Genomic DNA, 25,709 nt, shown 5'->3' on the forward strand with positions numbered 1-25,709 from the left:
TTCCTCAAAGGGGCTCGATAGTTCTCCCCGCAGAAGACCAGCAAAAGGTATAATTATGGTTAATGAGATGCTTACAGGTCTGGTTAATGGACCGTAACCATGCGCTTCGAAAGCGTGCACACGCAGCCGGAGGCCAGCGTGGCCAGCGGGTTTCGAAAAAAACCGAGATTCGGAAATAAAGGATCAGTGCAGACGATGCAGCGCCGCCACCATGAGGGGTGAGGACGGATAGGCCAGAAAACCGGCGATGCCGATGGCGACGCCGTAGGGGATCTTCTTGGCGGCAAACAGCGAGGGCGGCAGCGGCACGCCGACTGCGATCGCGGAATTGGCATGCGCCCGGATCATCAGCACCAGGACCGTCACCAGCCCGCCGATGAGACCGACATAGATCATGAACATCTCGAGCGAGCTGTTGAAGCCGAACCAGACCGCCGCAGCGGTCAGCAGCTTCGCATCGCCGCCGCCCATGACATTGGCGGCAAACAATCCGAAGCAGATGGCGAAAACCAGAAGGCCCGCGAGGAGGTGAAGACCGATCTCGGCAAATCCCAGGCCGGCAAATGGTGCAACGATGAGAAAGGCTGCAAGCAGAATCACCGAAACACGGTTCGGGATTGTCATCGTCAACAGATCGATACAGGCAGAAATCGCCAGGCAAAGCGGGAATATAACGAAAATCAACGCTTCGATCATATGCTCTGCCTCTTCCGCCCTCAGATCGAACCGCAATATCCGGCCGATCTCAGAGGACTCGAAAACAAACCGCCTCTGTGCAAAGAGGCGGCGCTTGCTTTTTCGGTAGACCGCAAAAGGAGATCAGGTCGGTGCGTTGATCTTGGTAGCGAGGCCGTTGAAAGTATCGCCGATCTTGCCCCCGAGGGCGGTTGCGCCGGTGATGAGAGCGACGGAAATCAGGGCTGCGATCAGGCCGTATTCAATGGCGGTCGCACCAGATTCGTCCTTCAGGAAACGTGCGAAAAGCTTGGTCATGACTCTATCCTACTCCACTTGTTTGTTCAGCACTTCCGCCAACTGTTTCCGTTGATCGGATCGACTGCAAACTAGCGAACGGCCATTGCCATCGCCTTAAGGAACGCGGTTACCAGATCCTTAATCGGCGTTTGAAGCCGGCATGGTAAACATCGTTTAAGAGAATTCGCGAGGATTTTAAATATATCCGGAAAGCTTGCGTTTTCGCAAGCCGCGGAGCACTTATCGATACACGATGGCTCCAGGAAGATACACTTCTACTGCATGACAGTGTTCGATATTCATACATTCGGCCCAAAAAGAGGCCGACGCTGAACCATTTAACGCTTCATTCACCATTTCCGGTCATTTTGATCGCTGTTATCGACCATACACTCGCAAAAAAGGCGTCGAATGTTGTTCCGCAACGGTATCGCGATGTTCGTCTTCCTCGCCGCAGCCACATCGGCCGCTGCAGACGACGACATGCTGCGCGTCTATATGGACCATGCCCGGGTGTTGAAGCTCGACCGGCCGGTCAGCAAGGTCATCATCGGTAACTCTGAGGTCGCCGACGCCACCGTTGCCGATGCCAAGACAATCGTATTGACGGGGCGGAGTTTCGGCACGACCAATCTCGTGCTGCTCGATGCCGACGGCAATGCGATCGTCGACGAACGCATTCTCGTATCGATCGACGAAGACAGCACCGTGCGGGTTTTCCGGCGGACGGATCGCTCGGTGCTCTCCTGCACGCCGAATTGCGAACAGCACGCCGCCCATGGCAACGCCGCCAACGCCACCCAGGCGACAGCCCCCTGATATCCGGCATTTCTGTGCCGATACGGAAATTGCCGGCGACCAGTGAAACGGAAAATCAACGAAGCCACCCTAAAATCACCCTGTTCGAGATGGTCCGGATAGAGCCTGATGGGTCGCAATTACCAGGAAGACGAAAAGAAGACGCCGTCCCGGTCCGTCCTGCGCCGCACGGCTCGCAGCCTTGCGCGCTCGGATGACGGCGCGGCGGCCATCGAATTCGCCATTCTTGCCTTTCCCTATTTCCTGATCGTCTTTGCCATCATCGAGACGTTCATCGCCTTTACCGGCGAACAGCTCGTCACCAACGCCGTCGATACGATGGCACGCAAACTGCGAACGGGCCAGATCACCTTCGGCATGGGCCGCACCACCGATATGAACGAGAAGCAGTTCCGCACGGAATTCTGCGACGAGATCTCGATCCTGATCACCTGCTCGAGCACAGAGTTGACCACGCCGAACAAGCTTTACCTCGACATCCGCACGTTCGGGACCTTTGCAGCGATCCCGAAAACCATCCCGCGGATGTCGTCCGACCGCTTCGCGGACATCGATACGACGAGCTTCAAGTTCAACCCCGGCGGCCCGGGCACCATCAACATGTTCCGCGCCTATTACCGCTGGCAGATCATGACAGACATCGTGCGGCCCTACATCACCAATGTCCGGCCGAAAAGCGGTATGCCGACCGATTTCCTGATCATCGCCACCTCCGCCTTCCAGAACGAGGCTTACCCGTGATGCGTCCCGTCGCCGCTCGCCTTTCCAGGATTGCCGCCGGCGCCGGCAAGCGCCTCGGGCGCCTGTGGCGCGACAGGCGCGGCGTCGGTGCGGTGGAATTCGCGCTGCTCGCCCCCGTGCTGCTGATGCTCTACATCTGCGCCTTCGAGCTGACCGTCGGCCTCAGCGTCGCCAAACGCGCCACGAGGGCAACCGGCACCATCGCCGACCTGGTGGCGCAGCAGAACGGAAAAGTGACCAAGGCCTTCCTGGCAACCATGGTCGACGTCGCCGACAGCATCTTCGTGCCGTTCAGCTCATCGAGCCTGACATTGAAGATCAGCGGCATCACCATCGATGCCAGCAACGCCGCGAAGATCAGCTGGTCGTGGCAGAAGGGCGGAACCCGGCCCTATGTCGTCGGCGCATCCGTCATCGTGCCCTCCGAGATGCAGAAACCCAGTACCTTCCTGGTGCGCGCCGAACTCTCCGTGCCGCATGATCTGATGATGTTCATGGCCAATGCCTTTTCGATGAGCACGACGCAGATCACCATCAAACGTGAATATTTCTTCCGCCAGCGCGTCGGCGATTCGATCAGCTGCACCGACTGCTGAACCCGTCTCCTCCAAATTGCCAAGTCTTGCGCCAGCCGCTATGGATGTCGCTTTCGACGGCGCAAGATGCTGCCGGGTTGCTGCAGGGTTTTAGATGGCACGCGCCTTTCTGTTCGTTCTTGATTCCTTCGGCGTCGGCGGAGCGCCCGACGCGCCGGCCTATGGCGACGACGGCGCCAACACGCTCGGCCATATCGCCGAATATTGCGCCGCCGGTGCCGCCGACCGCGCCGGCCTGCGCAGCGGTCCCCTGAAACTGCCCAACATGTCGGCGCTCGGCCTCGTCCACATTGCCAAGATGGCAAGCGGCGTCGCGCCGGCCGGCATGCCGGTGCCGGACCGTATCTTCGGCCTGCACGGCGCAGCCTCGGAAATCTCCCGCGGCAAGGACACGCCGTCCGGCCATTGGGAGATCGCCGGCACGCCGGTCACCTTCGACTGGGGCTATTTCCCGGCAGACGGCGACGCCTTTTCGCCCGATCTCGTGGAAGCGATCTGCGAGGCGGCCGGCCTGCCCGGCATCCTCGGCAACTGCCACTCTTCCGGCACCGAGATCATCGCCCGCTTCGGCGAGGAGCATATTCGCAGCGGCAAGCCGATCTGCTACACCTCGTCGGACTCCGTCTTCCAGATCGCCGCCCACGAGATCCATTTCGGGCTGGATCGGCTCATCGATCTCTGCCGTATCGTCCGCGCCCTCATCGATCCCCTGAACATCGGCCGCGTCATCGCCCGGCCCTTCGTCGGCGAAACGGCCTCGACCTTCGAGCGCACGGGAAACCGCCGCGATTTCTCGGTGCCGCCACCGGAACCCACCCTGCTCGACCGGCTTGCGGCAGCCGGCCGCTCGGTGCATGCCGTCGGCAAGATCGGCGACATCTTCGCCCACAAGGGCGTCACCCGCCTGATCAAGGCAAACGGCAATGCGGCGCTAACGGAAGCGACGCTGCGGACCATGGACGAGGCGAAGGACGGCGATCTCGTCTTCACCAACTTCGTCGATTTCGACATGCTCTACGGCCATCGCCGCGACGTGGCCGGTTATGCCGCGGCGCTGGAAGCCTTCGACCGGCGTCTGCCGGACATCCACCGCAAGATGAAGAACGGCGACATCGTCGTGCTCACCGCCGATCACGGCTGCGATCCCACCTGGCGCGGCAGCGACCATACGCGCGAGCGCGTGCCGGTCATGCTCTTCGGCCCCGGCATCCGCTCCCGCTCGATCGGCATCCGCCCGACCTATGCGGATATCGGCGAAACCATCGCCCAGCACCTGGGAATCCCCGCAGGGGCCCATGGAAGGAGTTTCCTGTGACGTCGCATCTGAAAAAAGTCGAGCTGCACTGCCATTTGGAAGGTGCAGCGCCGCCGGACCTCGTCGTCAGCCAGGCCGCTCGCTACGGCATCGACACCAGTGCCTTTCTCAAGGACGGCAGCTATGCCTGGAACGATTTTGCCGAATTCATCCGCTGCTACGACGCCGTCGCCGCCGTGTTCAGGACGGAGGCGGACTATGCACTTTTGACCGAGACCTACCTGCTCGAACTCTCTGCGGTGAACACGATCTACAGCGAGTTGTTCGTTTCTCCCGACCACGGAGACCGGATCGGCCTGGGAGCCGACGCCTACATGGCCGGCGTGACCGCGGGCATCCTGTCGGCGAAGGAGAAGACCGGCATCGAAGCCCGGCTGGTGGTTGTCGGCGAACGGCATTTCGGCCCGGAAAGCGTCATCGCGGCGGCCGAATATGCCGCCCGGAGCGACAATCCGCTGATCACCGGCTTCAACATGGCCGGCGAGGAGCGCATGAACCGCGTCTCCGATTATGCCCGCGCCTTCGATATCGCCCGCGATGCCGGCCTCGGCCTCACCATCCATGCCGGCGAGGTCTGCGGCGCCTTCAGCGTCACCGATGCGCTCGATCTCGTGCGCCCGGCGCGCATCGGTCATGGCGTGCGTGCCATCGAGGATGCCGATCTGGTCAAGCGCCTCGCCGATCTCGGTACCGTACTGGAGGTCTGCCCCGGCTCGAACATCGCGCTCGGCGTCTTCCCGGATTTCCAGGCGCACCCGTTGCGGGCACTGCGCGATGCCGGCGTCAAGGTGACGATCAATTCCGACGATCCGCCGTTTTTCCATACGTCGCTTGCGCGGGAATACGAGATCGCCGCCGATATCATGGGATTTTCAGACGCAGAGATCGATGCGATGACACGCACCGCCGTCGAAGCCGCCTTCGTCGACGAGGAGACCCGCGCCCGGCTGCTCGTAGCGCTCTGATTGTCTGACGAGCGTTGTAAGGCGTTTCAGGCCTGGTGCGCGTGCGAAAGTATGTTGACGAGATTGCCGAAGGGATCGCGGAGGAAGAACCGCCGCACGCCCCAGGGCTCGTCGGCCGGTCCGTAGACGATGTCGAAACCGGCCGCGACGGCGCGGGCAAAAACATCGTCGATATCGTCGACCTCGATCGAAAGCGCCGGCACAGGCGTGCCGGAGCCGCCTTCGCTGGCAATACTGACCTGCACCGACGAAAGCGCCTCGCCGGCGAAGGTGGTGATCCAGCCATGATCCATCGCCACATCGAGGCCGAGGAGATCACGATAGAAGGAGCGGGCCAACGACGGATCGTCCGCCTTCAGGTTGGCAACGATACGAAGCACGGCCATGATACCCTCCGTTACGCCGCCTTGACGACGTGATATTCCTTGATCGCCACCATGCGGATCGCCGGATAACGCTCCGCCTCGTAGCGCAGCGAAAACGCATCCTGCGCCAGGAAGACCGGATCGCCGTCGAGATCGCGGGCAATGTCGCCGCGCCGCTGGGTGACGAATTTTTCCAGTTCCGCCGGTTGATCCGCGGAAATCCAGCGGCAGACGGAGAAGCGCGACATCTCGAAGGAGACCGGCAGGCCGTATTCGGCCATCAGCCGCTCCTTGAGCACGTCGAGCTGCAGGGCGCCGACGACGCCGACGATGGCCGGCGAGCCGTCTTCCGGCGAAAACAGCTGCACGACACCCTCTTCGGCCATCTGCTGCAGCGCCTCCTTGAGCTTCTTCGCCTTCATCGCGTCCTCCAGCCGCACGCGGCGCAGGATTTCCGGCGAAAAGTTCGGCACGCCCTGGAAAACCAGCGATTCGCCTTCGGTCAGCGTATCGCCGATGCGCAACGTGCCGTGGTTGGGAATGCCCACCACGTCGCCGGCATAGGCCGTATCGGCCAGCTGCCGCTGCGAGGCGAAGAAGAATTGCGGCGCCGTCAGGCCCATCTGCTTGCCGGTGCGCGCCAGACGCGCCTTCATGCCGCGCTCCAGCTTGCCGGAGCAGACGCGGGCAAAGGCGATGCGGTCGCGGTGGTTCGGGTCCATGTTCGCCTGGATCTTGAAGACGAAGGCGGTCATCTTGTCCTCGGCGGCATGCACCGTGCGGATGTCGGCCACCTGGTCGCGCGGCGGCGGCGCAAAATCGCCGAGCGCGTTGATCAGGTCGCGCACGCCGAAATTGCGCAGCGCCGAACCGAAGAACACCGGCGTCATGTGGCCTTCGAGGAAAGCCTGGCGATCGAAGGGCCGGCAGGCCTCGCGGGCCAGCTCCAGTTCCTCGACCAGCGCCGCGCGCTCGTTTTCCGGCAGGTGATCGGCTACGCTTTGCGGGCCGTTGACCTTCTGCGGCTCGACCTGCGTGTCCGAACCGCGGAACGTATTGTTGGCGAGATTGTAGGAACCGCAGAAGCTCTTCGAACGCCCGACCGGCCAGGTTATCGGCGCGGTGTCCAGCGCCAGCTTTTCCTCGACCTCGTCGAGGATCTCGAACGTGTCGCGGCTTTCACGGTCCATCTTGTTGACGAAGGTGATGATCGGGATGTCGCGCATGCGGCAGACTTCGAACAGTTTCAGCGTCCGCGGCTCGATACCCTTGGCGGCGTCGATCACCATGACGGCGGCATCCACCGCCGTCAGCGTGCGGTAGGTGTCGTCGGCGAAGTCTTCGTGACCGGGCGTGTCGAGGATGTTGAAGACGTTGCCGTCATATTCGAAGGTCATGACCGAGGTGACGACCGAAATGCCGCGTTCGCGCTCGATCTTCATCCAGTCGGAGCGCGTCTGCATGCGGTCCTTCTTCGCCTTGACTTCGCCGGCGAGCTGGATGGCGCCGCCGAACAACAGCAGTTTTTCGGTGAGCGTCGTCTTCCCGGCATCCGGGTGCGCGATAATCGCAAAGGTGCGGCGGCGGGAAACCGCCTCGGCGAGAGTTTCGGCCATGTCAGAAATCCTGTTCGTTGGCCGGTTATCTAGCGTTTCGTTCCCCAATATGCAATTGACCGACAGCAAACAAAGGAAGTGCAGATGCAAGACGTTCTCGGCCCCACCCTCCGCCTCATCCGCCTGCCGCATGGCGAGGGCGTGGAACTGCCCGCCTACGAGACGCGCGGCGCCGCCGGCATGGACCTGAAGGCGGCGGTTGGCGAAAACGAGCCGCTGGTGATTGCGCCGGGCCGCCGGGCACTGGTGCCGACCGGCTTCATCTTCGAGATCGCCGACGGTTTCGAGGGCCAGGTGCGGCCGCGCTCCGGGCTTGCCTTCAAGCACGGCATTACCTGCCTCAACACGCCGGGCACCGTCGACAGCGATTATCGCGGCGAGGTCAAGGTGCTGCTGATCAACCATGGCGACGAGGATTTTGCGGTGACCCGCGGCATGCGTATCGCCCAGATGCTGATCACCCCGGTGGTGCAGGCCCGCATCGTCGAGGCCACGCAAGCGAGCGAAACTGCCCGCGGCGCCGGCGGCTTCGGCTCGACGGGCGTGTAATGGACAAGCCCCTCGCCACGCAGGACCTGATTTTCCGCCAGGACTATTTTGACGATCCGGCCGGCTGGCGGGCAATTTCCGACCTGTTGCGGGATGTGTTCGGCGTCGATATCAGCCCGCTCGACAGGCTGGGCGGCCATGACCGCAGCAACATGCCGTCGGCCTGGTTCGATGCCGATGGCCGTTGCGTCGCCAATTTCAGCGCATTCGCGATGCCGCTGATGATCGAGGGCCGCAGGGTCGAGGCAGCCGGCCTGCAATCCGGCGCGGTGCGGCCGGACTATCGCGGCCGCGGCCTGTTCCGCGAGCTGACCCGCATCACGCTGCAGCGCTGCGAGGAAGCGGGGTACGAAGCGATCGTGCTCTACACCGACAAGCCGGGCCTCTACCTGCCATACGGTTTCGTCACCGTGCCGCAATTTCGCTTTTCCGGCCCGGCGCCGGCAGCGGCGGATATGGATGCGACAGCCCGGCGGCTGGATATTCGCCAACCGGCGGATCTTGCCGTTATCCGCACGGCGCTGGCGAGCCGGACACCGGTTTCCAACCGTTTCGCTGTAACCGACCAGTCGTTGATGTTCCTGCTCAATGCCTATCTGGTCGAGGATGTCCGCCTGTCCTTCATGGACGATTTTTCCGCGGTCGTCGCCTGGCGGACGGCAGAGGACGGCCGGTTCGAACTGCTCGACATCGCCGCGCCTGCCATCCCGCCGCTTGCCGCGATCCTGGCAGCCCTCGGGCAAAGGCCGGCCAGCGTCACAGCGCATGTTCCGCCGGACCGGCTCGCCTGGCAGGCGACGGCGGAGAAGGACGAGGGTGGCCTGGTGTTCATGATGCGTTGCGCGCCGGACCTCATCCCGGCCGAGCCGTTCTGCCTGTCGCCCATGGCGGAGTTCTGAGCGGCCGGAGCTTCCACGTTCCTGCGAAGCGGCCCGCTGCCTCCGGCGGTTGGACGGGGACGGGTGCCAAAATAACCGCTTGCACGAATCGACAACGATTCGCCATTGTCCGCCGCGACCCGCCCTGCAGTGTCGGGCCTTGCATTTTGCAAGGCTTCGGCTGCGCTGAAAGCCTGGATTCCGGAGATATGAAATGACCCTGACTGCCCTGTTTGCCTATTGCGTCGCGCTGTTTATCGCCGCCGTCATCCCCGGCCCCGGCGTCACCGCGCTTGTCGCCCGGGCGCTGGGTTCGGGCTTCAGGGAAACCTTCTTCATGGGCCTCGGCATGATCCTCGGCGACATGGTGTATCTGACGGCCGTCATTCTCGGCCTGGCCTTCGTTGCCCAGACCTTCACCGAGGCTTTCATCGTCATCAAGTTTGCCGGTGCGCTCTACCTCGTCTACATCGCCTGGAAACTCTGGACCGCCGGGCTTCTGCCGCAGGACATCGCCGCCAGGCGCTCCAGCAATCCGGCGCTCGCCCTTCTCTCCGGCCTGCTGATCGCGCTCGGCAATCCAAAAACCATGCTGTTCTATGTCGCCCTGGCTCCGACGCTGATCGATATCCGCAGCATCGGCCTGCAGGACTATGCCGTGCTGCTGGCCGCCACCTTCTCCGTGCTGCTGGTCGTGCTGCTTCCCTATATGGCGCTCGCTTCTCGCGCTCGTGCGCTGCTGAAGCGGCCGCGCGGCCTGCAGGTGCTCAACCGCATGGCGGCTGCGATCCTTGCGGGCACGGCGACCTTCATCGCCGCCCGCGCCGCCTGATGCCGAAATGTCGGCGGAGGCGATGCGAACCGGCGTCCAGTCCCCTCTCCCGGCCATTTTCCTTGCGCTGCATGCCGCTTGCGACAGCAAGGCTCTGGCGGAGCGGCGGAATTGATCCTACTTTGCCGCCAACCATGACGAACAGGGAGAAAACCATGTCTGAACCTCGCAAGCCCGGCCGCGGCCGGATCTACGCCTCGATCACCGAAACCATCGGCGATACGCCGATCGTGCGGCTGGACAAGTTTGCCAAGGAGAAAGGCATCAGGGCCAATCTTCTCGCCAAGCTGGAATTCTTCAACCCGATCGCCTCCGTGAAGGACCGCATCGGCGTGGCGATGATCGAATCGCTGGAAGCCCAGGGCAAGATCACGCCCGGCAAGACGACGCTGATCGAGCCGACTTCGGGCAATACCGGCATCGCGCTGGCTTTCGCCGCCGCCGCCAAGGGCTACCGGCTGATCCTGACCATGCCGGAAACCATGTCGGTCGAGCGCCGCAAGATGCTGGCCCTGCTCGGCGCCGAACTGGTGCTGACCGAAGGCCCGAAGGGCATGAAGGGCGCGATTGCCAAGGCGGAAGAACTGGCTGCCGCCGATCCGGACGCAGTCATCCCGCAACAATTCGAGAACCCGGCCAATCCGGAGATCCACCGCAAGACCACGGCGGAAGAAATCTGGAACGACACCGACGGTTCGGTCGACTTCCTCGTTTCCGGCATCGGCACCGGCGGCACGATCACCGGCGCCGGCCAGGTGCTGAAGACGAAAAAGCCCTCGGTCAAGGTCGTCGCCGTCGAGCCGGCCGACAGCCCGGTTCTTTCCGGCGGCAATCCCGGCCCGCACAAGATCCAGGGCATCGGCGCCGGTTTTGCGCCAAAAGTCCTCGACACGACGATCTACGACGAGATCGTCAAGGTGACCAATGACGAAGCCTTCGAAAATGCCCGGCTTGTCGCCCGGCTCGAAGGCGTGCCGGTCGGCATTTCCTCCGGCGCGGCCCTTGCGGCGGCAACAGTCATCGGCCAGCGCGAAGAAAATGCCGGCAAGACCATCGTCGTCATTATCCCCTCCTTCGCCGAGCGTTATCTTTCGACAGCGCTTTTCGAAGGCCTGGGCGGCTGATCCAAAATATCTCCCGGCGGCATGGCGTTACCGCGCCCTTCCGCCGGCATTGTCATCCCACGCATCAAGCCGCCGCCGATAGTCGCTCGCCGGCGATGCGATAAGAAATGGCCTCGGCCAGGTGGATGCGGCCGATAACCTCCTTGCCATCGAGATCCGCCAGCGTTCGCGCCACCTTCAACACCCGGTGATAACCGCGGGCGGAAAACTTCAGCTTCTCCGCCGCATCGCGCAGCAACTGCAGCCCGCCGGCATCCGGCTCGGCCAGAATCTCGATCAGCGCCGTGGAGCAGCGGGCATTGGTGGAAACCGAACCGGCGCCGGCCGCGAGGAAGCGCTCCCGCTGCATCTCCCGGGCACGGGCGACGCGGGCCGCCACCGTGCTGCTCTGCTCCGCCGCCATCGGCCGGAGAAGGTCGGTGGCGGCCACCGCAGGCACATCGATGCGGATATCGATGCGATCCATCAGCGGCCCGGAAATGCGCGCCTGATAGTCGCTCATGCAGCGCGGCCCGCGGGCGCAACTATGGCCGGGTTCGCCCGCCATGCCGCAACGGCACGGGTTCATCGCCGCCACCAGCTGGAAACCGGCCGGATAAGAAACCCGGTGGTTGGCACGGGCGATGAAACATTCGGCGGTTTCGAGCGGCTGGCGCAGCGCATCTAGAACCTGCGGAGAAAATTCCGGAAACTCGTCGAGAAACAGCACGCCGTGATGGGCGAGCGAGGCCTCGCCGGGCCTGGCGCGCGAGCCGCCGCCGATCAGCGCCGCCATGGTGGCCGAATGGTGCGGCGCGCGATAGGGCCGCCGGTCGGAGAGCTTGCCGCCGGGCAACTGGCCGGCGATCGAATGGATCATCGACACTTCGAGCAGTTCCGGCGCCGACAGCGGCGGTAGGATCGACGGCAGGCGCGCCGCGAGCATCGACTTGCCGGAGCCGGGCGGCCCGACCATCAGCAGGTTATGGCCGCCGGCGGCAGCCACCTCCAGCGCCCGCTTGGCGCTTTCCTGGCCCTTGATGTCGGCAAGATCGGGCAGGTTGGCGGCATTGGCGCGAACTGCAGGTTCCGGCCGCGACAGCACCTGCGTGCCGCGGAAATGGTTGGCAAGCGCAATCAGGCTGCGTGGCGCCAGAAGTTCGATGCCGGCACCGGCCCAGGCCGCCTCGGCACCGCTCTCGCTCGGGCAGATCAGGCCCTTGCCGACCGCATTGGCGGCAATCGCGGCCGGCAGGGCACCGGCAACCGCCGCCAGCGTGCCGTCGAGATTGAGTTCACCGATGACGACAAATCCCTGCAGCGTATCGCCAGGGATAGCGCCCAACGCCGCCATCAGCCCGAGCGCGATCGGCAGGTCGAAATGCGAGCCCTCCTTGGGAAGGTCGGCGGGCGCCAGGTTGACGGTGACCCGTTTGGGCGGCAGGGCAAGGCCGGAGGCATGCAGCGCCGCCTGGACCCGCTCGCGGCTTTCGGCCACCGCCTTGTCCGGCAGGCCGACGATCTGCATACCGATCTTGCCGGGCGCCAGCATGACCTGCACGTCGACGGGAACACCTTCTATGCCCTGGAATGCAACCGTACTGACGCGCGCCACCATGTTTCCGCCCCTTGTGCAACTGCAAGGCCCGGTTTTACAGCTTTAGCGGGCCTGCCGGTACAATCTGGCATGGAAGATGGAATAAAACAAGAACATCAGAAGAACAATTTCCCGCTCCTCGCGCATTCAGGTTGCGAGAGGTTGCAGGGGCGGAACAAAGCGGATGAAACGACGGCGATTATGCCCGTTTGCTCTCGATCGCGTCCCAGAGCAGGCTGGCGATATCGGCGCCGCCGAACTTCTTCACTTCGCGAATGCCGGTGGGCGAGGTGACGTTGATTTCGGTCATGTAGTCGCCGATGACGTCGATGCCGACCAGCAGGAAACCACGGGCTCGGAGCGCCGGGCCGATGCGTTCGCAGATCTCCAGTTCGCGCGACGTCAGTTCCGTTGCCTCGGCGCGGCCGCCGACATGCATGTTGGAGCGGCTGTCATGCTCGGCCGGCACGCGGTTGATGGCGCCGGCGGGCTTGCCGTCCACCAGCAGGATGCGCTTGTCGCCCTTGCGCACCGCCGGCAGGTACTGCTGGGCGATGAAGGGTTCGCGGAACATCTGGCCGAACATTTCGAGCAGCGAGGCAAAATTGCGGTCGTCGCGCGAGGAATGGAAAACGCCGGCGCCGCCGTTTCCGTAAAGCGGCTTGATGATGATGTCGCCCATCTCCGCCCGGAAACGGGCGATCTCGCCGACATCGCGGGTGATCAGCGTCTTGGGCATCAGGTCGGCGAATTCGGTGACGAAGATCTTTTCCGGCGAATTGCGCACCCAGGCCGGATCGTTGACCACCAGCGTCTTCGGATGGATGCGCTCCAGCAGATGGGTCGAGGTGATGTAAGCCATGTCGAAGGGCGGGTCCTGGCGCAGCAGCACCACGTCCATGGTCGAAAGATCGACCCGCTCGGCCGGACCGAGCTCGACATGGTCGCCCTTGACGTCGCGCAGCACCATCGGCTCGACGCTGGCATAGACCTTGCCGTCGCGCAGGCTGAGCCGGTCGGGCGTATAGTGGAACAGCTTGTAGCCGCGCGCCTGCGCCTCGAGGCTCATGGCAAAGGTGGAATCGCCGGCTATGCTGATGCCGGATACATGGTCCATCTGGACCGCAACATTCTTGATCGTCGCCATGGGCTGCTCCCGTTCGATGCCGGCTTTATCTAGGATAGGCCGGGCATGAACGCAACGGGGCGACGCCTGCGGCGGATGCAAACTTCCCGCCGCAGGCTGCCCAACAGATCAGCCGGCGAAACCTTTCGGCTTCCTGGCGCGCAGGAAATTGGACAGCCGGTAGGCCGCCGCGACCGGCCCCGGGAAGGGCTTGCGCACGAAGGCGATCTTCTTGACATACTCATCGACGCGCCAGGTCGCCCAGGTGCGGCCGCTGAAATAGCCGATGTCGCCGGCGCGAAGCAGGCGCACCGAACCGTCTTCGGCGGTGACATGCACTTCGCCTTCCAGGATCACGACCGTCTCGTCCCAATGGAAATACCAGCGGAAGGTGCCGGCGGTACAATCCCAAAGCGCCGTCATCGCCGCCTCGTCGGCGCTCCGGGAATGTTCGGCGCTGCGGGCCTGCGGTTCGCCCTCGATGATCCAGGACGGCTCGATCGGGGAAGGTTTCATTTCCATTTCGTCGACGGGCGCCGAAACCAGTGGCCGGCTGGCCCCCGTCAACGCCGATATCGGCAGCGTCCGCACCGCCATGGCCACGGCGGTCGCCAGCATCACCTTCATCACCATTCTTCCCCACCCCCGGTATCAAACAATCCGCATCGATCAGCCTAGCGGGGAGTCGTAAGAAGTCGGTTCAGACGGTCGGTTGCATTTTAACGATGTGCGACGAGACGTCCTGCGCCAAGCCTTTCGGCGGCTGGCGTCGTCGGTGCGGGCAGGCCATTCCCGATACGTTTGCCGGTCTCATTGGCGAAGAAATGCAGCCGGTCGGGGGGGATCGCCAGGTTGATCGCGTCACCCAGTGCGGTTTCCGGCGGCAGGGCGGCGGTCAGTGGCTGATCGCCCAGCGTGCCGTGCACGAGACGCTGCGACCCCAGTTCCTCGACGTAATCGACCCGCAAGGCAAACGACACCTCCCCCTCGCGGGCGATCCGCAGGTCTTCGGCGCGCAGGCCGACCGTCAATGGTCCCGAGGCGGGGGCATAACCGCCAAGCTCGAACATTGCCGGTCCGATCGCCAGCCGGTCGCCATGCAGGTCGCCCTTCACCAGGTTCATGGCCGGAGAGCCGATGAAGCTGGCGACGAAGGTGGAGGCCGGGGTGTGATAGACCTCGAGCGGCGCACCGATCTGCTCAATCTGGCCGCCGTTCAGCACCACGAGGCGGTCGGCCAGCGTCATCGCTTCCAACTGGTCGTGGGTGACGTAGATCGAGGTGGTGCCGAGGCGGCGCTGCAGGCGCTTGATCTCGCCGCGCATCGAAACGCGCAGCTTGGCGTCGAGGTTCGACAGCGGTTCGTCGAAAAGGAAGGCGGCCGGCTTGCGCACAATGGCGCGACCCATCGCCACACGCTGGCGCTGGCCGCCGGAAAGCGCCCGCGGACGGCGCTCCAGATAGGGTTCGAGCTGCAGCATGCGCGCAGCCTCGGCGACACGCTCGGCAATCTCCGCCTTCGGCGTGCCGCGGTTCTTCAGGCCATAGGCAAGGTTTTCATAGACCGTCATATGCGGATAGAGCGCATAGTTCTGGAACACCATGGCAATATCGCGATCAGCGGGATCGACATCGTTGACGACACGGTCGCCGATGCGCACCGCGCCTTGCGAAATCACCTCCAGCCCGGCGACCATGCGCAGCAGGGTCGACTTGCCGCAACCGGACGGCCCGACGAGCACGATGAACTCGCCATCGGCGATGTTGATGTCCACCGAGCGGACAGCGGTCACGCCGCCGGTATAGATCTTCGAGACCTGGTTGATGTCGATCGTCGCCATCGGCGCGTTCCTTTACTTGTCGCTTTCGGTGAGGCCCTTGATGAACCAGCGCTGGAAGATCACCACGATCAGAACCGGCGGCAGCATGGCGAGCACGGCGAGCGCGAAGGCCTCGTTGTAGTCGGGGATCTGCGAGCCGATCCAGACCTGCAGGATGGACTTGATGCCGCGCATCAGGGTGAAGAAGCTTTCGTCCGTCGTCATCAGCATCGGCCAGAGGTACTGGTTCCAGCCGTAGACGAACATGATGATGAAGATCGCCGCCATCATCGTGCGCGACAGCGGGACCAGCACGTCGATGAAAAACTTGAAAGGGCCGGCGCCGTCGATGCGGGCCGCCTCCAGGAGTTCGTCCGGCACCGACTTGAAGAACTGCCGGAAATAGAAGGTGCCGGTGGCCGAAGCCAGAAGCGGCACGATCAGGCCGGTATAGGTGTTGATCAGGCCAAGCTGGGTCATCACCTGGTAGGACGGCATGATACGCACTTCGAGCGGCAGGAGCAGCGTCGTGAAGATGATCCAGAAGGCGAGGTTGGCCATGCGGAAGCGGAAATAGACGATGGCATAGGCGGCGAGCATCGACAGGATGATCTTGCCGGCGGCAAAACCGACGCCGAGGATGAAGGAGTTCATCACCATGCGGGCGCCGGTGACCTGGCCGGTGAATCCGCCCTGGCGGGTCAGCACCGTGGTATAGGTCTCGGCAAAATGGCCGCCGGGCGAGAGCATCAGGCCCTTGCTGTGGATTTCCGCCGCCGTATGCGTCGAGGTCATGAAGGCGACGACGACCGGCGTCATCAGGAAGAGAACACCGCAGATCAGGATCAGATGGTCGAAAAACCGTGTCTTATGCATGGCCGCGCTCCCCTCAGGTGTAATGCACGCGCCGCTCGATGAAGCGGAACTGCAGGATGGTGAGCACGAAAACGACGACCATCAGGATGACCGACTGGGCCGAGGAGCCACCGATATCGTTGCCGCGGAAGCCGTCCATGTAGACCTTGTAGACCAGCGTGATCGGGTTGTTGGCGGCCTTGTCCTTCACCATGACGTCGATGATGCCGAAGGTGTCGAACAGCGAATAGGTGATGTTGATGACCAGGAGGAAGAAGGCGGTCGGCGCCAAGAGCGGCAGCACCACCGTCCAGAAGCGCCGGAAGCCGGAGCGACAATCGATGGCAGCGGCCTCGCGCACGGAGACCGGCACGCTCTGCAGCCCGGACAGGAAGAAGATGAAATTATAGGGGATCTGTTTCCACACCGCGACCACCACCATGGCGAAGGCGGTGTCGACATAGTTGAGCCCGACCTTCATCTCCCAGCCGAAGAAGGCGGCGATCTTGACGAAGGGGCCGATATGCTGGTCGAAGAACATCATGCCGATCAGGCCGGCGACCGGCGGGGCGATGGTATAGACGGATATCAGCAGCGTCTTGTAGGCGGCATTGCCGCGAATGACCGCATCCGCCTTGACGGCGAGCAACAGGCCAAGCGACAGCGAAAAGAAGGTGACGAGCCCGGTGAACACCACGGTGAAGCGGGCGATCCTGCCATATTCGGCGCTGGCGAAGGCATCGGCGTAGTTGCTGAGGCCGACGAAGGTCGAGCCGAAACCGAAGGGATCTTCCAGGTAGAAGGACGACTGGATCGCCTGCACCGAAGGCCAGTAGAAAAAGATGACGATCACGGCGAGTTGCGGCGCCAGGAAGACATAGGGCAGGTAAGGCGACGAAAATTGCACGCGTTTCATGGTCGGGCCTTCAAAAAACGGTTCCGGAAGCGAAACGCCTCCGGAACCCTTGATTTCAGAGGTTCGGAATTCAGCCGGCCGTCTTGGCGAAGCGGGCGAGAAGGTCGTTGCCTTCCTTTTCGATCGTCTCGAAGGCTTCCTTCGGGGTGGTTTCACCGGCGAAGATGCGGCCGTATTCGCGTTCCATGATTTCGCGGATCTGCGGGTAGAAGCCGAGGCGGTAACCCTTCGACCATTCGCCCGACGGCAGCATCAGCTGCTTGATGCCGACTTCGGCAGCCGGCTTCTCGTTGTAGTAGCCTTCAGCCTTGGCAAGCTCGTAGGCAGCCTTGGTGATGGCGACGTAGCCGGTGGCCTGGTGGTAGAACTTCTGCACATCAGGCGAGGTCAGGAACTGGAAGAAGTCGGCGACGCACTTGTTTTCCTCGTCGGACTTGCCAGCCATGGCGAACAGGGCTGCACCACCGATGAAGGTGTTGGTGCCGGCGCCCTGGATCGAACCCCAGTACGGCAGGAAGGTTGCCGAGAACGGCATCTGGGCGGTCTTCTGCAGGCCGCCGAAGGAACCCGACGAACCGATCCACAGGGCGACCTTGTTTTCTTCGAACGGCTTCTGGTTGTCGGACCAGCCGGCGCCGTAATAAGCGAAGTAACCCTGGTCGGCCCAGCCCTTGAGCTTGTCGAACATCATGACCAGCTGCGGATTGGTGAGCTGCATCTTGGTGTCGACGACGCTGTCGTAACCGTTGTTGTTGGTGGCGAACTGGATGTTGTTGCGCGAGAAGAAGTTCTCGGTGAACTCCCAGGTCAGCTGCGACTGGACGAGCGGGATGTAGCCGGCTTCCTTGAGCTTCGGCGCGATGGCTTCGAACTCTTCCCAGGTGCTCGGCGCTTCGACGCCGGCCTTCTTCAGGGCTTCGTCGTTGATGTACATGATCGGCGCCGAGGAATTGAACGGCATGCCGACGAACTTGCCGTCGGCGGCAGCGTAGAAATACTTCACGCCTTCGATGAAGGCGTCGCGGTCGAAGGCGTAGCCTGCCTTGATAATCAGGTCTTCGGCCGGAATGACGGCGCCCTTGGCGTTGATGATCGTCGCCGCGCCGGCGTCGAACACCTGCAGGATGTTCGGCTGCTCGCCCGAACGGAAAGCGGCGATGCCGGCGGCGAGCGCCTCTTCGTAGGTGCCCTTGGAGACCGGGGTCAGGGCGCAGGCCGTCTGGGCGGCGTTGAACTTCTGAGCGACTTCGTTGATCACTTCGCCGTTGCGGCCGCCCATGCCGTGCCACCAGGTGATGTTGGTCGCGGCAAACGACGACGTGGCCGTAAAGGTGACTGCGAGCGCAGCCATCGAGATGGTCTTGATCATGGAAAAATCCTCTCCGCCATTGGTTGGGGTGAGGAGACGCAATAGTCAGGACGTGTGACGGCGGGTTGAAGCTTTTTTGTCAGTTCAGTTACATTTGCCGTCACAATCGCGCCATCAGAAGGCATCGCGAAAATGGCGCGGCCAGCGGCCGGGCAGCACGGCGACGATATCGTAGCGCTGCGACAGGCAGGCGGCGTCGGCCTGGCGGGAAAACCAGATGTCGGAGGCGGCGCGGATGCGTTGCTGGGCGGCAAAACCGACGGCATCGACGGCCAACCCCTCCTCGCGCCGCGCCTTGACCTCGACGAAGACGGCGATATCGCCGCGGCGGGCGATGATGTCCACCTCGCCTGCCCTGGTGCGGTAGCGCATCGCGACGATGCGATATCCCTTCAGGACAAGATAAAGCGCGGCGACATATTCGCTCGCGCGGCCGCGGCGTTCGGCCTTTTTCCGTTTCTTGCCGAGAGGATCAGCGTCCATCCTTCATGTCCAGAAGGCGCTGGTAGAGATCCTTGCGCGGCAGGCCGGTGATCCGGGCGGCCTCCGTCGCCGCCTTGCCGGCCGGCCGGTCGGCGACGAGCGACATCAACAAGGCATCGACATCCGCCGCCTCTGGGGCAGCCGCCGGCAGCGGCGGGCCGACGACCAGCACGATCTCGCCCTTCACCGCCCTGTCGGCGTAGTCTTCAGCAAGCGATGACAGCGTGCCGCGATTGAACTCCTCGAAGGTCTTGGTGAGCTCGCGGCAGACGGCAGCCGGTCGCTCGCCGCCCAATACCTCGGCGGCGGCAACCAGCGTGGCGCCGATGCGGTGCGGCGATTCGAAAAAAATCAGGGTTGCAGGGGCGTCCAGAAGTTCGGCAAGCCGATCCCGCCGCGCCTTGTCCTTGCTCGGCAAAAACCCGGCAAACAGGAAGGCGTCGTTGGGCAGGCCGGAGCCGACAAGGGCGGCCAGCGGCGCCGAAGCGCCGGGGATCGGCACGACGCGATGGCCGGCCTCGATCGCCAGCTGCGCCAGGCGGTAGCCGGGATCGGAGACCAGCGGCGTGCCGGCATCCGAGACCAGCGCCACCGAACGGCCGCCGCCGAGCGCCGCCAGCAGGCGCGGCCCCGCCTCGGCGGCATTGTGTTCGTGATAGGCGTAGGGCTTGTTGCGGATGCCGTAGCGATCGAGCAGCACACGCGTCACCCGCGTATCCTCGCAGGCGAGCACGTCGGCGCCGGCCAGCGTTTCGAGCGCCCGCAGCGTGATGTCACCGAGATTGCCGATCGGCGTGGCGACGAGATAGAGCGCGGGCTCGATCGGCCTTGCCGGCACGGCGACATTGTTCAGCCGGTAGCTGCGGGCCGCATCGGTCGGCTGCTCGGAATCGTCTGCCACGCGTCTTTCTTTCGTCCACAATACGGTAAAGCGCCTTTATGCGGGAGGCCGGCGCCGGCGGCAAGGCGGTTTCTCATGTGGATCAGCGTGCAAATGCCGGTTTTGAGGCGATGCTGCGCTGCATGGCCCTTGCATTTGCGGCTAAAACTCTGCCATTTTGCCCGTCCACATAAGCCGGCTTGCAGCCGGAGGATACATCTGCGTGCGACCGGCCCCGGCCGGGACGCACTGGTCGAAAGCGGTAGCATCTCATGCGCATTACTCTTGAGCGGTCCAATCTCCTGAAATCGCTGAACCACGTCCACCGCGTGGTCGAACGGCGCAACACGATCCCGATCCTGTCGAACGTGCTGCTGCGCGCCGATGGCACCGCGCTTGCCATGAAGGCGACTGACCTCGACCTCGAAATCACCGAAGAGACCCCCGCCAATGTCGAGCAGGCGGGCGCCACCACCGTGCCGGCGCACCTGCTCTACGACATCGTCCGCAAGCTGCCCGACGGTGCCGAAGTGTTCCTCGCCACCACGCCCGACGGCGGCACGATGACCATCGCGTCGGGCCGCTCGAAATTTTCGCTGCAATGCCTGCCGGAAGCCGATTTCCCGGATCTCACCGCCGGCACCTTCAGCCACACCTTCAAGCTGACCGCCTCCGACCTGAAGATGCTGATCGACCGCACGCAGTTCGCTATCTCGACGGAAGAGACGCGCTATTACCTGAACGGCATCTTCTTCCACACCATCGAAGCGCAGGGCGACCTGAAGCTGCGTGCCGTCGCCACCGACGGCCACCGCCTCGCACGCGCCGACATCAAGGCGCCGTCCGGCTCGGAAGGCATGCCCGGCATCATCATTCCGCGCAAGACGGTCGGCGAGTTGCAGAAGCTGGTCGACAATCCGGAGGCGACCGTCACCATCGAGGTTTCGGACGCCAAGATCCGCCTGTCGATCGGTTCGATCGTCATGACCTCGAAGCTGATCGACGGCACCTTCCCCGATTACCAGCGCGTCATCCCAACCGGCAACGACAAGGAAATGCGCGTCGATTGCCAGACCTTCGCCCAGGCCGTCGACCGCGTCTCGACCATCTCGTCCGAGCGTGGCCGCGCCGTGAAGCTGGCGCTGACCGACGGGCAGCTGCTGCTCACCGTCAACAACCCCGATTCCGGCAGCGCCACCGACGAACTCGCCGTCTCCTACGAGAGCGACGCGATGGAAATCGGCTTCAACGCCAAGTACCTGCTCGACATCACCGCGCAGCTTTCCGGCACGGACGCCGTCTTCCTGCTCGCCGATGCCGGTTCGCCGACGCTGATCCGCGACACGGCCGGCGATGATGCCCTCTATGTGCTGATGCCGATGCGCGTGTAGCCGGCGGGGAACCCGGCCGGCGGCATTGCGGTTCTGTTGCGTGGGCGATCGTGCCCGCGGATGGAGGATCGTTTATGGCCGGCCAGGGCATCGTTCGCATCGGCATATCGGGATGGACCTATGCGCCCTGGCGTGGCCGGTTCTATCCCGAGGGCCTGCTGCAGAAATACGAACTCGCCTACGCGGCAACGCAGTTTCCCTCCATCGAGATCAACGGCACCTTTTACGGGCTGCAACGGCCGGACAGTTTCAAACGCTGGCGCGACGAAACACCGGACGATTTTGTCTTCGCGGTGAAGGGGCCACGCTACATCACCCATATGCTGCGGCTCGAGGAGATCGAGGCGCCGCTCGCCAACTTCTTCGCGTCCGGGCTGCTGCGGCTCGGGCCGAAGCTTGGCCCGGTTCTCTGGCAGTTTCCGCCGAGCATGGCGTTTGACGCCGACCGTTTCGAGGCCTTCTTCAAGCTGCTGCCGCAGGATGCGGATGCCGCCACCGCGCTCGGCCGCCGCCACGACGATCACGTCAAGGCGCGCGCCTGGCTGACGACGGATGCGACGCAGCCGATCCGGCATGCGGTGGAGATTCGTCACGACAGCTTCCGGTCACCGGCCTTCATCGACCTGCTGCGGCGACACAACATCGCGCTCGTGGTCGCCGATACCGTCGATTGGCCGCTGCTCATGGATGTCACCGCCGACTTCGTCTATTGCCGTCTGCACGGTTCCGACGAGCTTTACGTCAGCGGCTATGATGACGAGGCGCTCGACGAGTGGGCGCGGCGCGTGCGGGACTGGGCGCATGGCGGTTGTCCCGACCCGGAAAGGCATGTGCTGCCGGACAGCGCGCCTCACGGTAAGGCCCGCGACGTCTTCGTCTATTTCGACAACACCGACAAGAAACAACGCGCACCACGCGATGCCCGGGCACTGATGCAGCGGCTGGACGATCTGGTGCCGGCTGTTGCGCATCCAGCCTCGCCGGCGTGGATGGGCAGACGTGCCGGTGTATAAATTAACGATCCTGCCACCGGGGCCGATGTTCCGACTTGTTTTTGCCGCAGATCCGAACAATCTAAACGACAGGTTAAGAACCGGAACGATTGGTTAGGGACAACATGACGTTGCGCGTGAAGGTGAAGGAACACATAAGCCGGAAATTCGACAATGAAATCCGCTTCTTCCGCGGCTGGATGACCGGCCCCCGTTCCGTCGGCGCGATCATGCCGACCTCCGGCCGCATGGCGCGGCGCATGGCGAGCCTCATCGACACCGGCTCCGGGCTGCCCGTCCTGGAACTCGGCCCCGGCACGGGGGTGATCACCAAGGCGATCCTCGAGCGCGGCGTGCCGGCGGACAAGCTCGTCTCGGTCGAATATTCCACCGATTTCTACCAGCACCTGAAGAAGAGCTATGAAGGCGTCACCTTCATCAATGGCGATGCCTTTGACCTCAAGGAAACGCTCGGGAGCTTGCGCGACCAGACCTTCGATTGCGTCATCTCCGGCATTCCGCTCCTGAATTTCCCGATGCATACGCGGGTGTCGCTGCTCGAAGACCTGCTCGACCGCATGCCGCCCGGCCGGCCGGTGGTGCAGTTCTCCTATGGCCCGGTTTCACCGATCATCGCCCAGCCCGACCGCTACCACATCAAACATTTCGACTTCATCGTCCGCAACATTCCCCCGGCGCAGATCTGGACCTACAGCCGCGGCGGCGAGGCGGCGCAGCGCAAATCATGTACGCGGTGTATCTGACCCATCCGTAGGTGCGGATCGATCCCGACGTGCCGGTACCGGCCTGGGGATTATCCGAGACCGGCGTTTTGCGCACACGGCGGACCGCCGAGGCGTCATGGGTGGGCGGCCTGAAACGCATCGTCAGCAGCGACGAGACCAAGGCGATCGAAACGGCCGGCATCCTGGCGGTGAGCGTGGGCATCGCGGTCGATGTCGTCGCCGGCATGCACGAGAACGACCGCTCCGCCACGGGCTTCCTGCCGCCGCCGGACTTCGAGGCGGCCGCCGACCTGTTCTTCGCCCATCCCGATGACAGTTTTCGCGGCTGGGAGCGGGCGCGCGACGCCCAGGCCCGCATCGTTGCCGCCATCGAAACCATTCTTCGCCAGCACGATCCGGCCGGCCCCATCGCCTTCATCGGCCATGGCGGCGTCGGCACGCTGCTGAAATGTCATCTGTCCGGCCGGCCGATTGCCCGTCAGGCCGACCAGCCGGCGGGCGGCGGCAATCTTTTTGCCTTCGACCTTGCCTCGCGGCGCGTCTCGTGCGACTGGACGCCCATGGAAAACTGGCAGGGATGGCAAACAGATGATCGCACGTGACCGTTTGATTGTCGGCCTCGACGTGCCCACCGTTCAGGAAGCCGAACGGCTGGTGGCGACGCTCGGCGACGATATCCTCTTCTACAAGATCGGCTACCAGCTCGCTTTCGCCGGCGGGCTCGAGTTCGCCCGCGACATCGCCCGGGACGGCAAGAAGGTCTTCCTCGACATGAAGCTGCTCGATATCGACAACACCGTCGCGTCGGGTGTCGAGAACATCGCCAGGATGGGCATGTCGATGCTGACATTGCATGCCTATCCCAAGGCGATGCGCGCCGCCGTCCAGGCCGCCAGGGGCTCCGGCCTGTGCCTGCTCGGCGTCACCGTGCTGACCTCGATGGACGAGCAGGACCTGACCGATGCCGGCTACGAATACGACCCGCACACGCTGGTTTTGCGCCGCGCCGAACAGGCGCGCCAGGCCGGCATGGGCGGCATCGTCTGCTCGGCGGAAGAAGCGAAGGCGGTGCGCGCCGTGATCGGCCCGGACATGGCCCTGGTGACGCCCGGCATCCGCCCCGCAGGCACTGAGAAGGGCGACCAGAAGCGGGTGATGACGCCGGCCGATGCCATCCGCGCCGGTTCGAGCCATCTCGTCGTTGCCCGGCCGATCGTCAAGGCCGCCGATCCGCTTGGCGCCGCCCGCGCCATCCTCGCCGAGATGACGGCAGCAGTCTAAAAAGAAAAACGGAGAAAGCACCATGGCAAAAGGTTACTGGATCGCCCGCGTCGATATTCACGATCCCGAGCGCTACAAGGATTATGTCAGCGCCGCCAAGGTGGCTTTCGAAAAATACGGCGCAAACTTCCTTGCCCGCGGCGGCGCCTACACCGAGTTGGAAGGCCCGGCGCGCATGCGCAACGTGGTAATCGAGTTTCCGTCCATGCAGCATGCCGTCGATTGCTACAACTCGCCGGAATACCAGATCGCCGCCAAGATCCGCCAGGAGGTGGCGACGGCGGAAATGGTGGTCGTCGAAGGCATCTGAACCGCAGGCTCCTTTCGCAACTGCGGCGTGATGGCTCTTCACCTTGCCGGACGATTGGGCTAAGGAGAAATCCACAGCCACGACACGCTTTGCCCTTCAAGGAGCCAGACCATGACCTTGTCCAACCTTCCGCCGCTCGTCACCGTGTTCGGAGGATCGGGTTTTGTCGGACGGAGCATCGTGCGGGCGCTGGCCAAGCGCGGTTATCGCATCCGCGTCGCCGTGCGCCGTCCCGATCTCGCCGGTTTCCTGCAGCCGATGGGCACTGTCGGCCAGATTTCGTTCGTGCAGGCCAATCTCCGTTATCGCGCCTCGGTGGATGCCGCCGTCTCTGACGCCGACCATGTGGTCAACTGCGTCGGCGTCCTGTTCGAGAGCGGCCGCAACACCTTTGACGCCGTCCAGGATTTCGGCGCCCGCGCCGTGGCGGAAGCGGCCCGCGCCCGCGGTGCCTCGCTGACCCACATTTCCGCCATCGGCGCCGACGCCAGGTCGGACTCGGCCTATGCCCGCTCCAAGGGCCGCGCCGAAGCGGCGATCCTGTCGATCAAGCCGGATGCGGTGATCCTACGCCCGTCGATCGTTTTCGGCCAGGACGACGGTTTCTTCAACAAATTCGCCCGCATGGCGCAGACCATGCCGGTGCTGCCGCTGATCGGCGGCGGCAAGACCAAGTTCCAGCCGGTCTTCGTCGAGGACGTAGCCGAAGCGGCCGCCCGCGCCGTCGACGGCAAGCTTGCGCCCGGCGCCACCTATGAGCTGGGCGGAACGGCGGTGATGTCGTTCAGGGAATGCCTCGAAACCATCCTGCGCGTCGTCGATCGCAAGCGCAGCTTCGTGCCGCTGCCCTTCGGCGTGGCGTCGCTGATCGGCAGCCTCTGTTCGCTGGTGCCGTTCATCGCTCCGCCGCTGACGGCCGACCAGGTGACGCTGCTGAAGAGCGACAACGTCGTTTCCAAGGCCGCGACCGACGAAGGCCGCACCCTTGCGGGCATCGGCATCACGCCCGCCATGCTCGACCGCGTGCTGCCGTCCTACCTGGTGCAATACCGGCCGGCCGGCCAGTTCACCAATTCCGGCAGCGCCGCCTGACGTTTGTCAAAGACACGATTCGATTCCGCCCGCCTTGTTCCAACGGGGCGGGTTCTTTATTTCAGGCAAAAAATATCTCAGGAATGACTTTTTCCAG

Annotated in this window: 29 protein-coding genes; 16 read left to right on the forward strand and 13 right to left on the reverse strand. The window is 63.6% G+C overall.

Going from position 1 to position 25,709, the window contains the following annotated elements; translation table 11 throughout:
- Positions 1-183 precede the first annotated feature (183 nt).
- Both DEM27_RS11945 and DEM27_RS11950 read right to left on the reverse strand, forming a co-directional pair.
- Positions 184-696: an A24 family peptidase gene (locus tag DEM27_RS11945; RefSeq protein ID WP_109458456.1), complete on the reverse strand. Its 513-nt coding sequence runs from the start codon at positions 694-696 to the stop codon at positions 184-186.
- Positions 697-819: 123 nt separating this feature from the next.
- The gene (locus DEM27_RS11950) at positions 820-993 is read right to left on the reverse strand and encodes a Flp family type IVb pilin (RefSeq protein ID WP_109458457.1); all 174 of its coding nucleotides are present in this window, start codon (positions 991-993) and stop codon (positions 820-822) included.
- A 393-nt stretch (positions 994-1,386) separates the two neighbouring features.
- Between DEM27_RS11950 and DEM27_RS11955 the strand changes: the two genes are divergently transcribed.
- The 5 genes from DEM27_RS11955 (at position 1,387) to DEM27_RS11975 (ending at position 5,411) form a co-directional block, all read left to right on the forward strand.
- Entirely contained in the window at positions 1,387-1,794 is a 408-nt protein-coding gene (locus tag DEM27_RS11955; RefSeq protein WP_337250471.1) for a pilus assembly protein N-terminal domain-containing protein, read from the forward strand.
- Positions 1,795-1,902: 108 nt separating this feature from the next.
- Positions 1,903-2,535, forward strand: a complete 633-nt coding sequence (locus tag DEM27_RS11960) for a TadE/TadG family type IV pilus assembly protein (RefSeq protein WP_109458458.1) — start codon at positions 1,903-1,905, stop codon at positions 2,533-2,535.
- Positions 2,535-3,131, forward strand: coding sequence for a TadE/TadG family type IV pilus assembly protein (locus DEM27_RS11965; protein WP_109458459.1), 597 nt, complete (start codon positions 2,535-2,537; stop codon positions 3,129-3,131). Before DEM27_RS11960 ends, DEM27_RS11965 begins: the two co-directional genes overlap by 1 nt.
- 94 nt (positions 3,132-3,225) lie before the next feature.
- A complete protein-coding gene (locus DEM27_RS11970; protein WP_109458460.1) occupies positions 3,226-4,446 on the forward strand; it encodes a phosphopentomutase in 1,221 nt (406 codons plus the stop codon).
- Positions 4,443-5,411: an adenosine deaminase gene (locus tag DEM27_RS11975; RefSeq protein ID WP_109458461.1), complete on the forward strand. Its 969-nt coding sequence runs from the start codon at positions 4,443-4,445 to the stop codon at positions 5,409-5,411. Before DEM27_RS11970 ends, DEM27_RS11975 begins: the two co-directional genes overlap by 4 nt.
- Positions 5,412-5,437: 26 nt before the next feature.
- Here the strand turns inward: DEM27_RS11975 and DEM27_RS11980 are convergent, their stop codons facing one another.
- Complete coding sequence (locus tag DEM27_RS11980) at positions 5,438-5,797, reverse strand: VOC family protein (RefSeq protein ID WP_109458462.1); 360 nt, start codon at positions 5,795-5,797, stop codon at positions 5,438-5,440.
- An 11-nt stretch (positions 5,798-5,808) separates the two neighbouring features.
- Positions 5,809-7,392, reverse strand: coding sequence for a peptide chain release factor 3 (locus DEM27_RS11985; RefSeq protein WP_109458463.1), 1,584 nt, complete (start codon positions 7,390-7,392; stop codon positions 5,809-5,811).
- Positions 7,393-7,476: 84 nt separating this feature from the next.
- Between DEM27_RS11985 and dut the strand changes: the two genes are divergently transcribed.
- The 4 genes from dut to cysK all read left to right on the forward strand — a co-directional run bounded on the left by dut (position 7,477) and on the right by cysK (position 10,775).
- Complete coding sequence (gene dut, locus DEM27_RS11990; protein ID WP_109458464.1) at positions 7,477-7,941, forward strand: dUTP diphosphatase; 465 nt, start codon at positions 7,477-7,479, stop codon at positions 7,939-7,941.
- Positions 7,941-8,840, forward strand: a complete 900-nt coding sequence (locus DEM27_RS11995; RefSeq protein ID WP_109458465.1) for a GNAT family N-acetyltransferase — start codon at positions 7,941-7,943, stop codon at positions 8,838-8,840. Before dut ends, DEM27_RS11995 begins: the two co-directional genes overlap by 1 nt.
- Before the next feature lie 193 nt (positions 8,841-9,033).
- On the forward strand, positions 9,034-9,651 hold the full coding sequence (locus DEM27_RS12000; RefSeq protein ID WP_109458466.1) for a LysE family translocator: 618 nt from the start codon (positions 9,034-9,036) through the stop codon (positions 9,649-9,651).
- Positions 9,652-9,806: 155 nt separating this feature from the next.
- Positions 9,807-10,775: a cysteine synthase A gene (cysK, locus tag DEM27_RS12005; protein ID WP_109458467.1), complete on the forward strand. Its 969-nt coding sequence runs from the start codon at positions 9,807-9,809 to the stop codon at positions 10,773-10,775.
- Positions 10,776-10,839: 64 nt separating this feature from the next.
- On the opposite strand, the gene DEM27_RS12010 is transcribed toward cysK, so the two are convergent.
- The 9 genes from DEM27_RS12010 to rsmI form a co-directional block, all read right to left on the reverse strand.
- Complete coding sequence (locus DEM27_RS12010; RefSeq protein ID WP_109458468.1) at positions 10,840-12,372, reverse strand: YifB family Mg chelatase-like AAA ATPase; 1,533 nt, start codon at positions 12,370-12,372, stop codon at positions 10,840-10,842.
- Positions 12,373-12,550: 178 nt separating this feature from the next.
- Positions 12,551-13,498, reverse strand: coding sequence for a glutathione synthase (gshB, locus tag DEM27_RS12015; protein WP_109458469.1), 948 nt, complete (start codon positions 13,496-13,498; stop codon positions 12,551-12,553).
- A 108-nt stretch (positions 13,499-13,606) separates the two neighbouring features.
- A complete protein-coding gene (locus tag DEM27_RS12020; protein WP_109458470.1) occupies positions 13,607-14,110 on the reverse strand; it encodes a cupin domain-containing protein in 504 nt (167 codons plus the stop codon).
- Between the two features lie 86 nt (positions 14,111-14,196).
- Complete coding sequence (locus tag DEM27_RS12025) at positions 14,197-15,318, reverse strand: sn-glycerol-3-phosphate import ATP-binding protein UgpC (RefSeq protein WP_109458471.1); 1,122 nt, start codon at positions 15,316-15,318, stop codon at positions 14,197-14,199.
- A gap of 12 nt (positions 15,319-15,330) precedes the next feature.
- On the reverse strand, positions 15,331-16,173 hold the full coding sequence (gene ugpE / locus DEM27_RS12030; RefSeq protein WP_109458472.1) for a sn-glycerol-3-phosphate ABC transporter permease UgpE: 843 nt from the start codon (positions 16,171-16,173) through the stop codon (positions 15,331-15,333).
- A 13-nt stretch (positions 16,174-16,186) separates the two neighbouring features.
- Positions 16,187-17,068 (reverse strand): ABC transporter permease subunit, encoded by an 882-nt coding sequence (locus DEM27_RS12035; protein ID WP_109458473.1) that lies wholly within the window; start codon positions 17,066-17,068, stop codon positions 16,187-16,189.
- Between the two features lie 70 nt (positions 17,069-17,138).
- Positions 17,139-18,437, reverse strand: a complete 1,299-nt coding sequence (locus tag DEM27_RS12040; protein WP_109458474.1) for an extracellular solute-binding protein — start codon at positions 18,435-18,437, stop codon at positions 17,139-17,141.
- A 114-nt stretch (positions 18,438-18,551) separates the two neighbouring features.
- Positions 18,552-18,920 carry a YraN family protein gene (locus DEM27_RS12045; RefSeq protein WP_109458475.1) on the reverse strand — a complete coding sequence of 123 codons (369 nt, stop codon included), beginning with the start codon at positions 18,918-18,920 and terminating at the stop codon, positions 18,552-18,554.
- The gene (gene rsmI / locus DEM27_RS12050; RefSeq protein ID WP_109458476.1) at positions 18,910-19,821 is read right to left on the reverse strand and encodes a 16S rRNA (cytidine(1402)-2'-O)-methyltransferase; all 912 of its coding nucleotides are present in this window, start codon (positions 19,819-19,821) and stop codon (positions 18,910-18,912) included. Before rsmI ends, DEM27_RS12045 begins: the two co-directional genes overlap by 11 nt.
- A 251-nt stretch (positions 19,822-20,072) precedes the next feature.
- Here rsmI and dnaN point away from each other — a divergent pair, with 251 nt between their 5' ends.
- The 7 genes from dnaN to DEM27_RS12085 all read left to right on the forward strand — a co-directional run bounded on the left by dnaN (position 20,073) and on the right by DEM27_RS12085 (position 25,612).
- Positions 20,073-21,191 (forward strand): DNA polymerase III subunit beta, encoded by a 1,119-nt coding sequence (gene dnaN, locus DEM27_RS12055; RefSeq protein WP_109458477.1) that lies wholly within the window; start codon positions 20,073-20,075, stop codon positions 21,189-21,191.
- 74 nt (positions 21,192-21,265) lie between these two features.
- Complete coding sequence (locus DEM27_RS12060) at positions 21,266-22,204, forward strand: DUF72 domain-containing protein (protein ID WP_109458478.1); 939 nt, start codon at positions 21,266-21,268, stop codon at positions 22,202-22,204.
- 104 nt (positions 22,205-22,308) lie between these two features.
- Entirely contained in the window at positions 22,309-22,947 is a 639-nt protein-coding gene (gene pmtA / locus DEM27_RS12065; protein WP_109458479.1) for a phospholipid N-methyltransferase PmtA, read from the forward strand.
- Between the two features lie 11 nt (positions 22,948-22,958).
- Entirely contained in the window at positions 22,959-23,531 is a 573-nt protein-coding gene (locus tag DEM27_RS12070) for a histidine phosphatase family protein (protein ID WP_245445799.1), read from the forward strand.
- Complete coding sequence (gene pyrF / locus DEM27_RS12075; RefSeq protein WP_109458480.1) at positions 23,518-24,210, forward strand: orotidine-5'-phosphate decarboxylase; 693 nt, start codon at positions 23,518-23,520, stop codon at positions 24,208-24,210. Before DEM27_RS12070 ends, pyrF begins: the two co-directional genes overlap by 14 nt.
- Before the next feature lie 22 nt (positions 24,211-24,232).
- Complete coding sequence (locus tag DEM27_RS12080; RefSeq protein WP_109458481.1) at positions 24,233-24,520, forward strand: DUF1330 domain-containing protein; 288 nt, start codon at positions 24,233-24,235, stop codon at positions 24,518-24,520.
- Positions 24,521-24,631: 111 nt separating this feature from the next.
- On the forward strand, positions 24,632-25,612 hold the full coding sequence (locus DEM27_RS12085; protein ID WP_109458482.1) for a complex I NDUFA9 subunit family protein: 981 nt from the start codon (positions 24,632-24,634) through the stop codon (positions 25,610-25,612).
- The last annotated feature ends 97 nt before the right edge of the window (positions 25,613-25,709 follow it).

It is taken from the genome of Rhizobium album, assembly GCF_003122325.1.
Lineage (GTDB): Bacteria > Pseudomonadota > Alphaproteobacteria > Rhizobiales > Rhizobiaceae > Metarhizobium > Metarhizobium album.

Excerpts from the sequence above, each read along its gene's own strand:
- DEM27_RS11945 (WP_109458456.1), bottom strand. The coding sequence starts at position 696 with ATGATCGAAGCGTTGATTTTCGTTATATTCCCGCTTTGCCTGGCGATT.
- DEM27_RS11950 (WP_109458457.1), bottom strand. The coding sequence starts at position 993 with ATGACCAAGCTTTTCGCACGTTTCCTGAAGGACGAATCTGGTGCGACC.
- DEM27_RS11955 (WP_337250471.1), top strand. The coding sequence starts at position 1,387 with ATGTTGTTCCGCAACGGTATCGCGATGTTCGTCTTCCTCGCCGCAGCC.
- DEM27_RS11960 (WP_109458458.1), top strand. The coding sequence starts at position 1,903 with ATGGGTCGCAATTACCAGGAAGACGAAAAGAAGACGCCGTCCCGGTCC.
- DEM27_RS11965 (WP_109458459.1), top strand. The coding sequence starts at position 2,535 with ATGCGTCCCGTCGCCGCTCGCCTTTCCAGGATTGCCGCCGGCGCCGGC.
- DEM27_RS11970 (WP_109458460.1), top strand. The coding sequence starts at position 3,226 with ATGGCACGCGCCTTTCTGTTCGTTCTTGATTCCTTCGGCGTCGGCGGA.
- DEM27_RS11980 (WP_109458462.1), bottom strand. The coding sequence starts at position 5,797 with ATGGCCGTGCTTCGTATCGTTGCCAACCTGAAGGCGGACGATCCGTCG.
- DEM27_RS11985 (WP_109458463.1), bottom strand. The coding sequence starts at position 7,392 with ATGGCCGAAACTCTCGCCGAGGCGGTTTCCCGCCGCCGCACCTTTGCG.
- dut (WP_109458464.1), top strand. The coding sequence starts at position 7,477 with ATGCAAGACGTTCTCGGCCCCACCCTCCGCCTCATCCGCCTGCCGCAT.
- DEM27_RS11995 (WP_109458465.1), top strand. The coding sequence starts at position 7,941 with ATGGACAAGCCCCTCGCCACGCAGGACCTGATTTTCCGCCAGGACTAT.
- DEM27_RS12000 (WP_109458466.1), top strand. The coding sequence starts at position 9,034 with ATGACCCTGACTGCCCTGTTTGCCTATTGCGTCGCGCTGTTTATCGCC.
- cysK (WP_109458467.1), top strand. The coding sequence starts at position 9,807 with ATGTCTGAACCTCGCAAGCCCGGCCGCGGCCGGATCTACGCCTCGATC.
- DEM27_RS12010 (WP_109458468.1), bottom strand. The coding sequence starts at position 12,372 with ATGGTGGCGCGCGTCAGTACGGTTGCATTCCAGGGCATAGAAGGTGTT.
- gshB (WP_109458469.1), bottom strand. The coding sequence starts at position 13,498 with ATGGCGACGATCAAGAATGTTGCGGTCCAGATGGACCATGTATCCGGC.
- DEM27_RS12020 (WP_109458470.1), bottom strand. The coding sequence starts at position 14,110 with ATGGTGATGAAGGTGATGCTGGCGACCGCCGTGGCCATGGCGGTGCGG.
- DEM27_RS12025 (WP_109458471.1), bottom strand. The coding sequence starts at position 15,318 with ATGGCGACGATCGACATCAACCAGGTCTCGAAGATCTATACCGGCGGC.
- ugpE (WP_109458472.1), bottom strand. The coding sequence starts at position 16,173 with ATGCATAAGACACGGTTTTTCGACCATCTGATCCTGATCTGCGGTGTT.
- DEM27_RS12035 (WP_109458473.1), bottom strand. The coding sequence starts at position 17,068 with ATGAAACGCGTGCAATTTTCGTCGCCTTACCTGCCCTATGTCTTCCTG.
- DEM27_RS12040 (WP_109458474.1), bottom strand. The coding sequence starts at position 18,437 with ATGATCAAGACCATCTCGATGGCTGCGCTCGCAGTCACCTTTACGGCC.
- DEM27_RS12045 (WP_109458475.1), bottom strand. The coding sequence starts at position 18,920 with ATGGACGCTGATCCTCTCGGCAAGAAACGGAAAAAGGCCGAACGCCGC.
- dnaN (WP_109458477.1), top strand. The coding sequence starts at position 20,073 with ATGCGCATTACTCTTGAGCGGTCCAATCTCCTGAAATCGCTGAACCAC.
- DEM27_RS12060 (WP_109458478.1), top strand. The coding sequence starts at position 21,266 with ATGGCCGGCCAGGGCATCGTTCGCATCGGCATATCGGGATGGACCTAT.
- pmtA (WP_109458479.1), top strand. The coding sequence starts at position 22,309 with ATGACGTTGCGCGTGAAGGTGAAGGAACACATAAGCCGGAAATTCGAC.
- pyrF (WP_109458480.1), top strand. The coding sequence starts at position 23,518 with ATGATCGCACGTGACCGTTTGATTGTCGGCCTCGACGTGCCCACCGTT.
- DEM27_RS12080 (WP_109458481.1), top strand. The coding sequence starts at position 24,233 with ATGGCAAAAGGTTACTGGATCGCCCGCGTCGATATTCACGATCCCGAG.
- DEM27_RS12085 (WP_109458482.1), top strand. The coding sequence starts at position 24,632 with ATGACCTTGTCCAACCTTCCGCCGCTCGTCACCGTGTTCGGAGGATCG.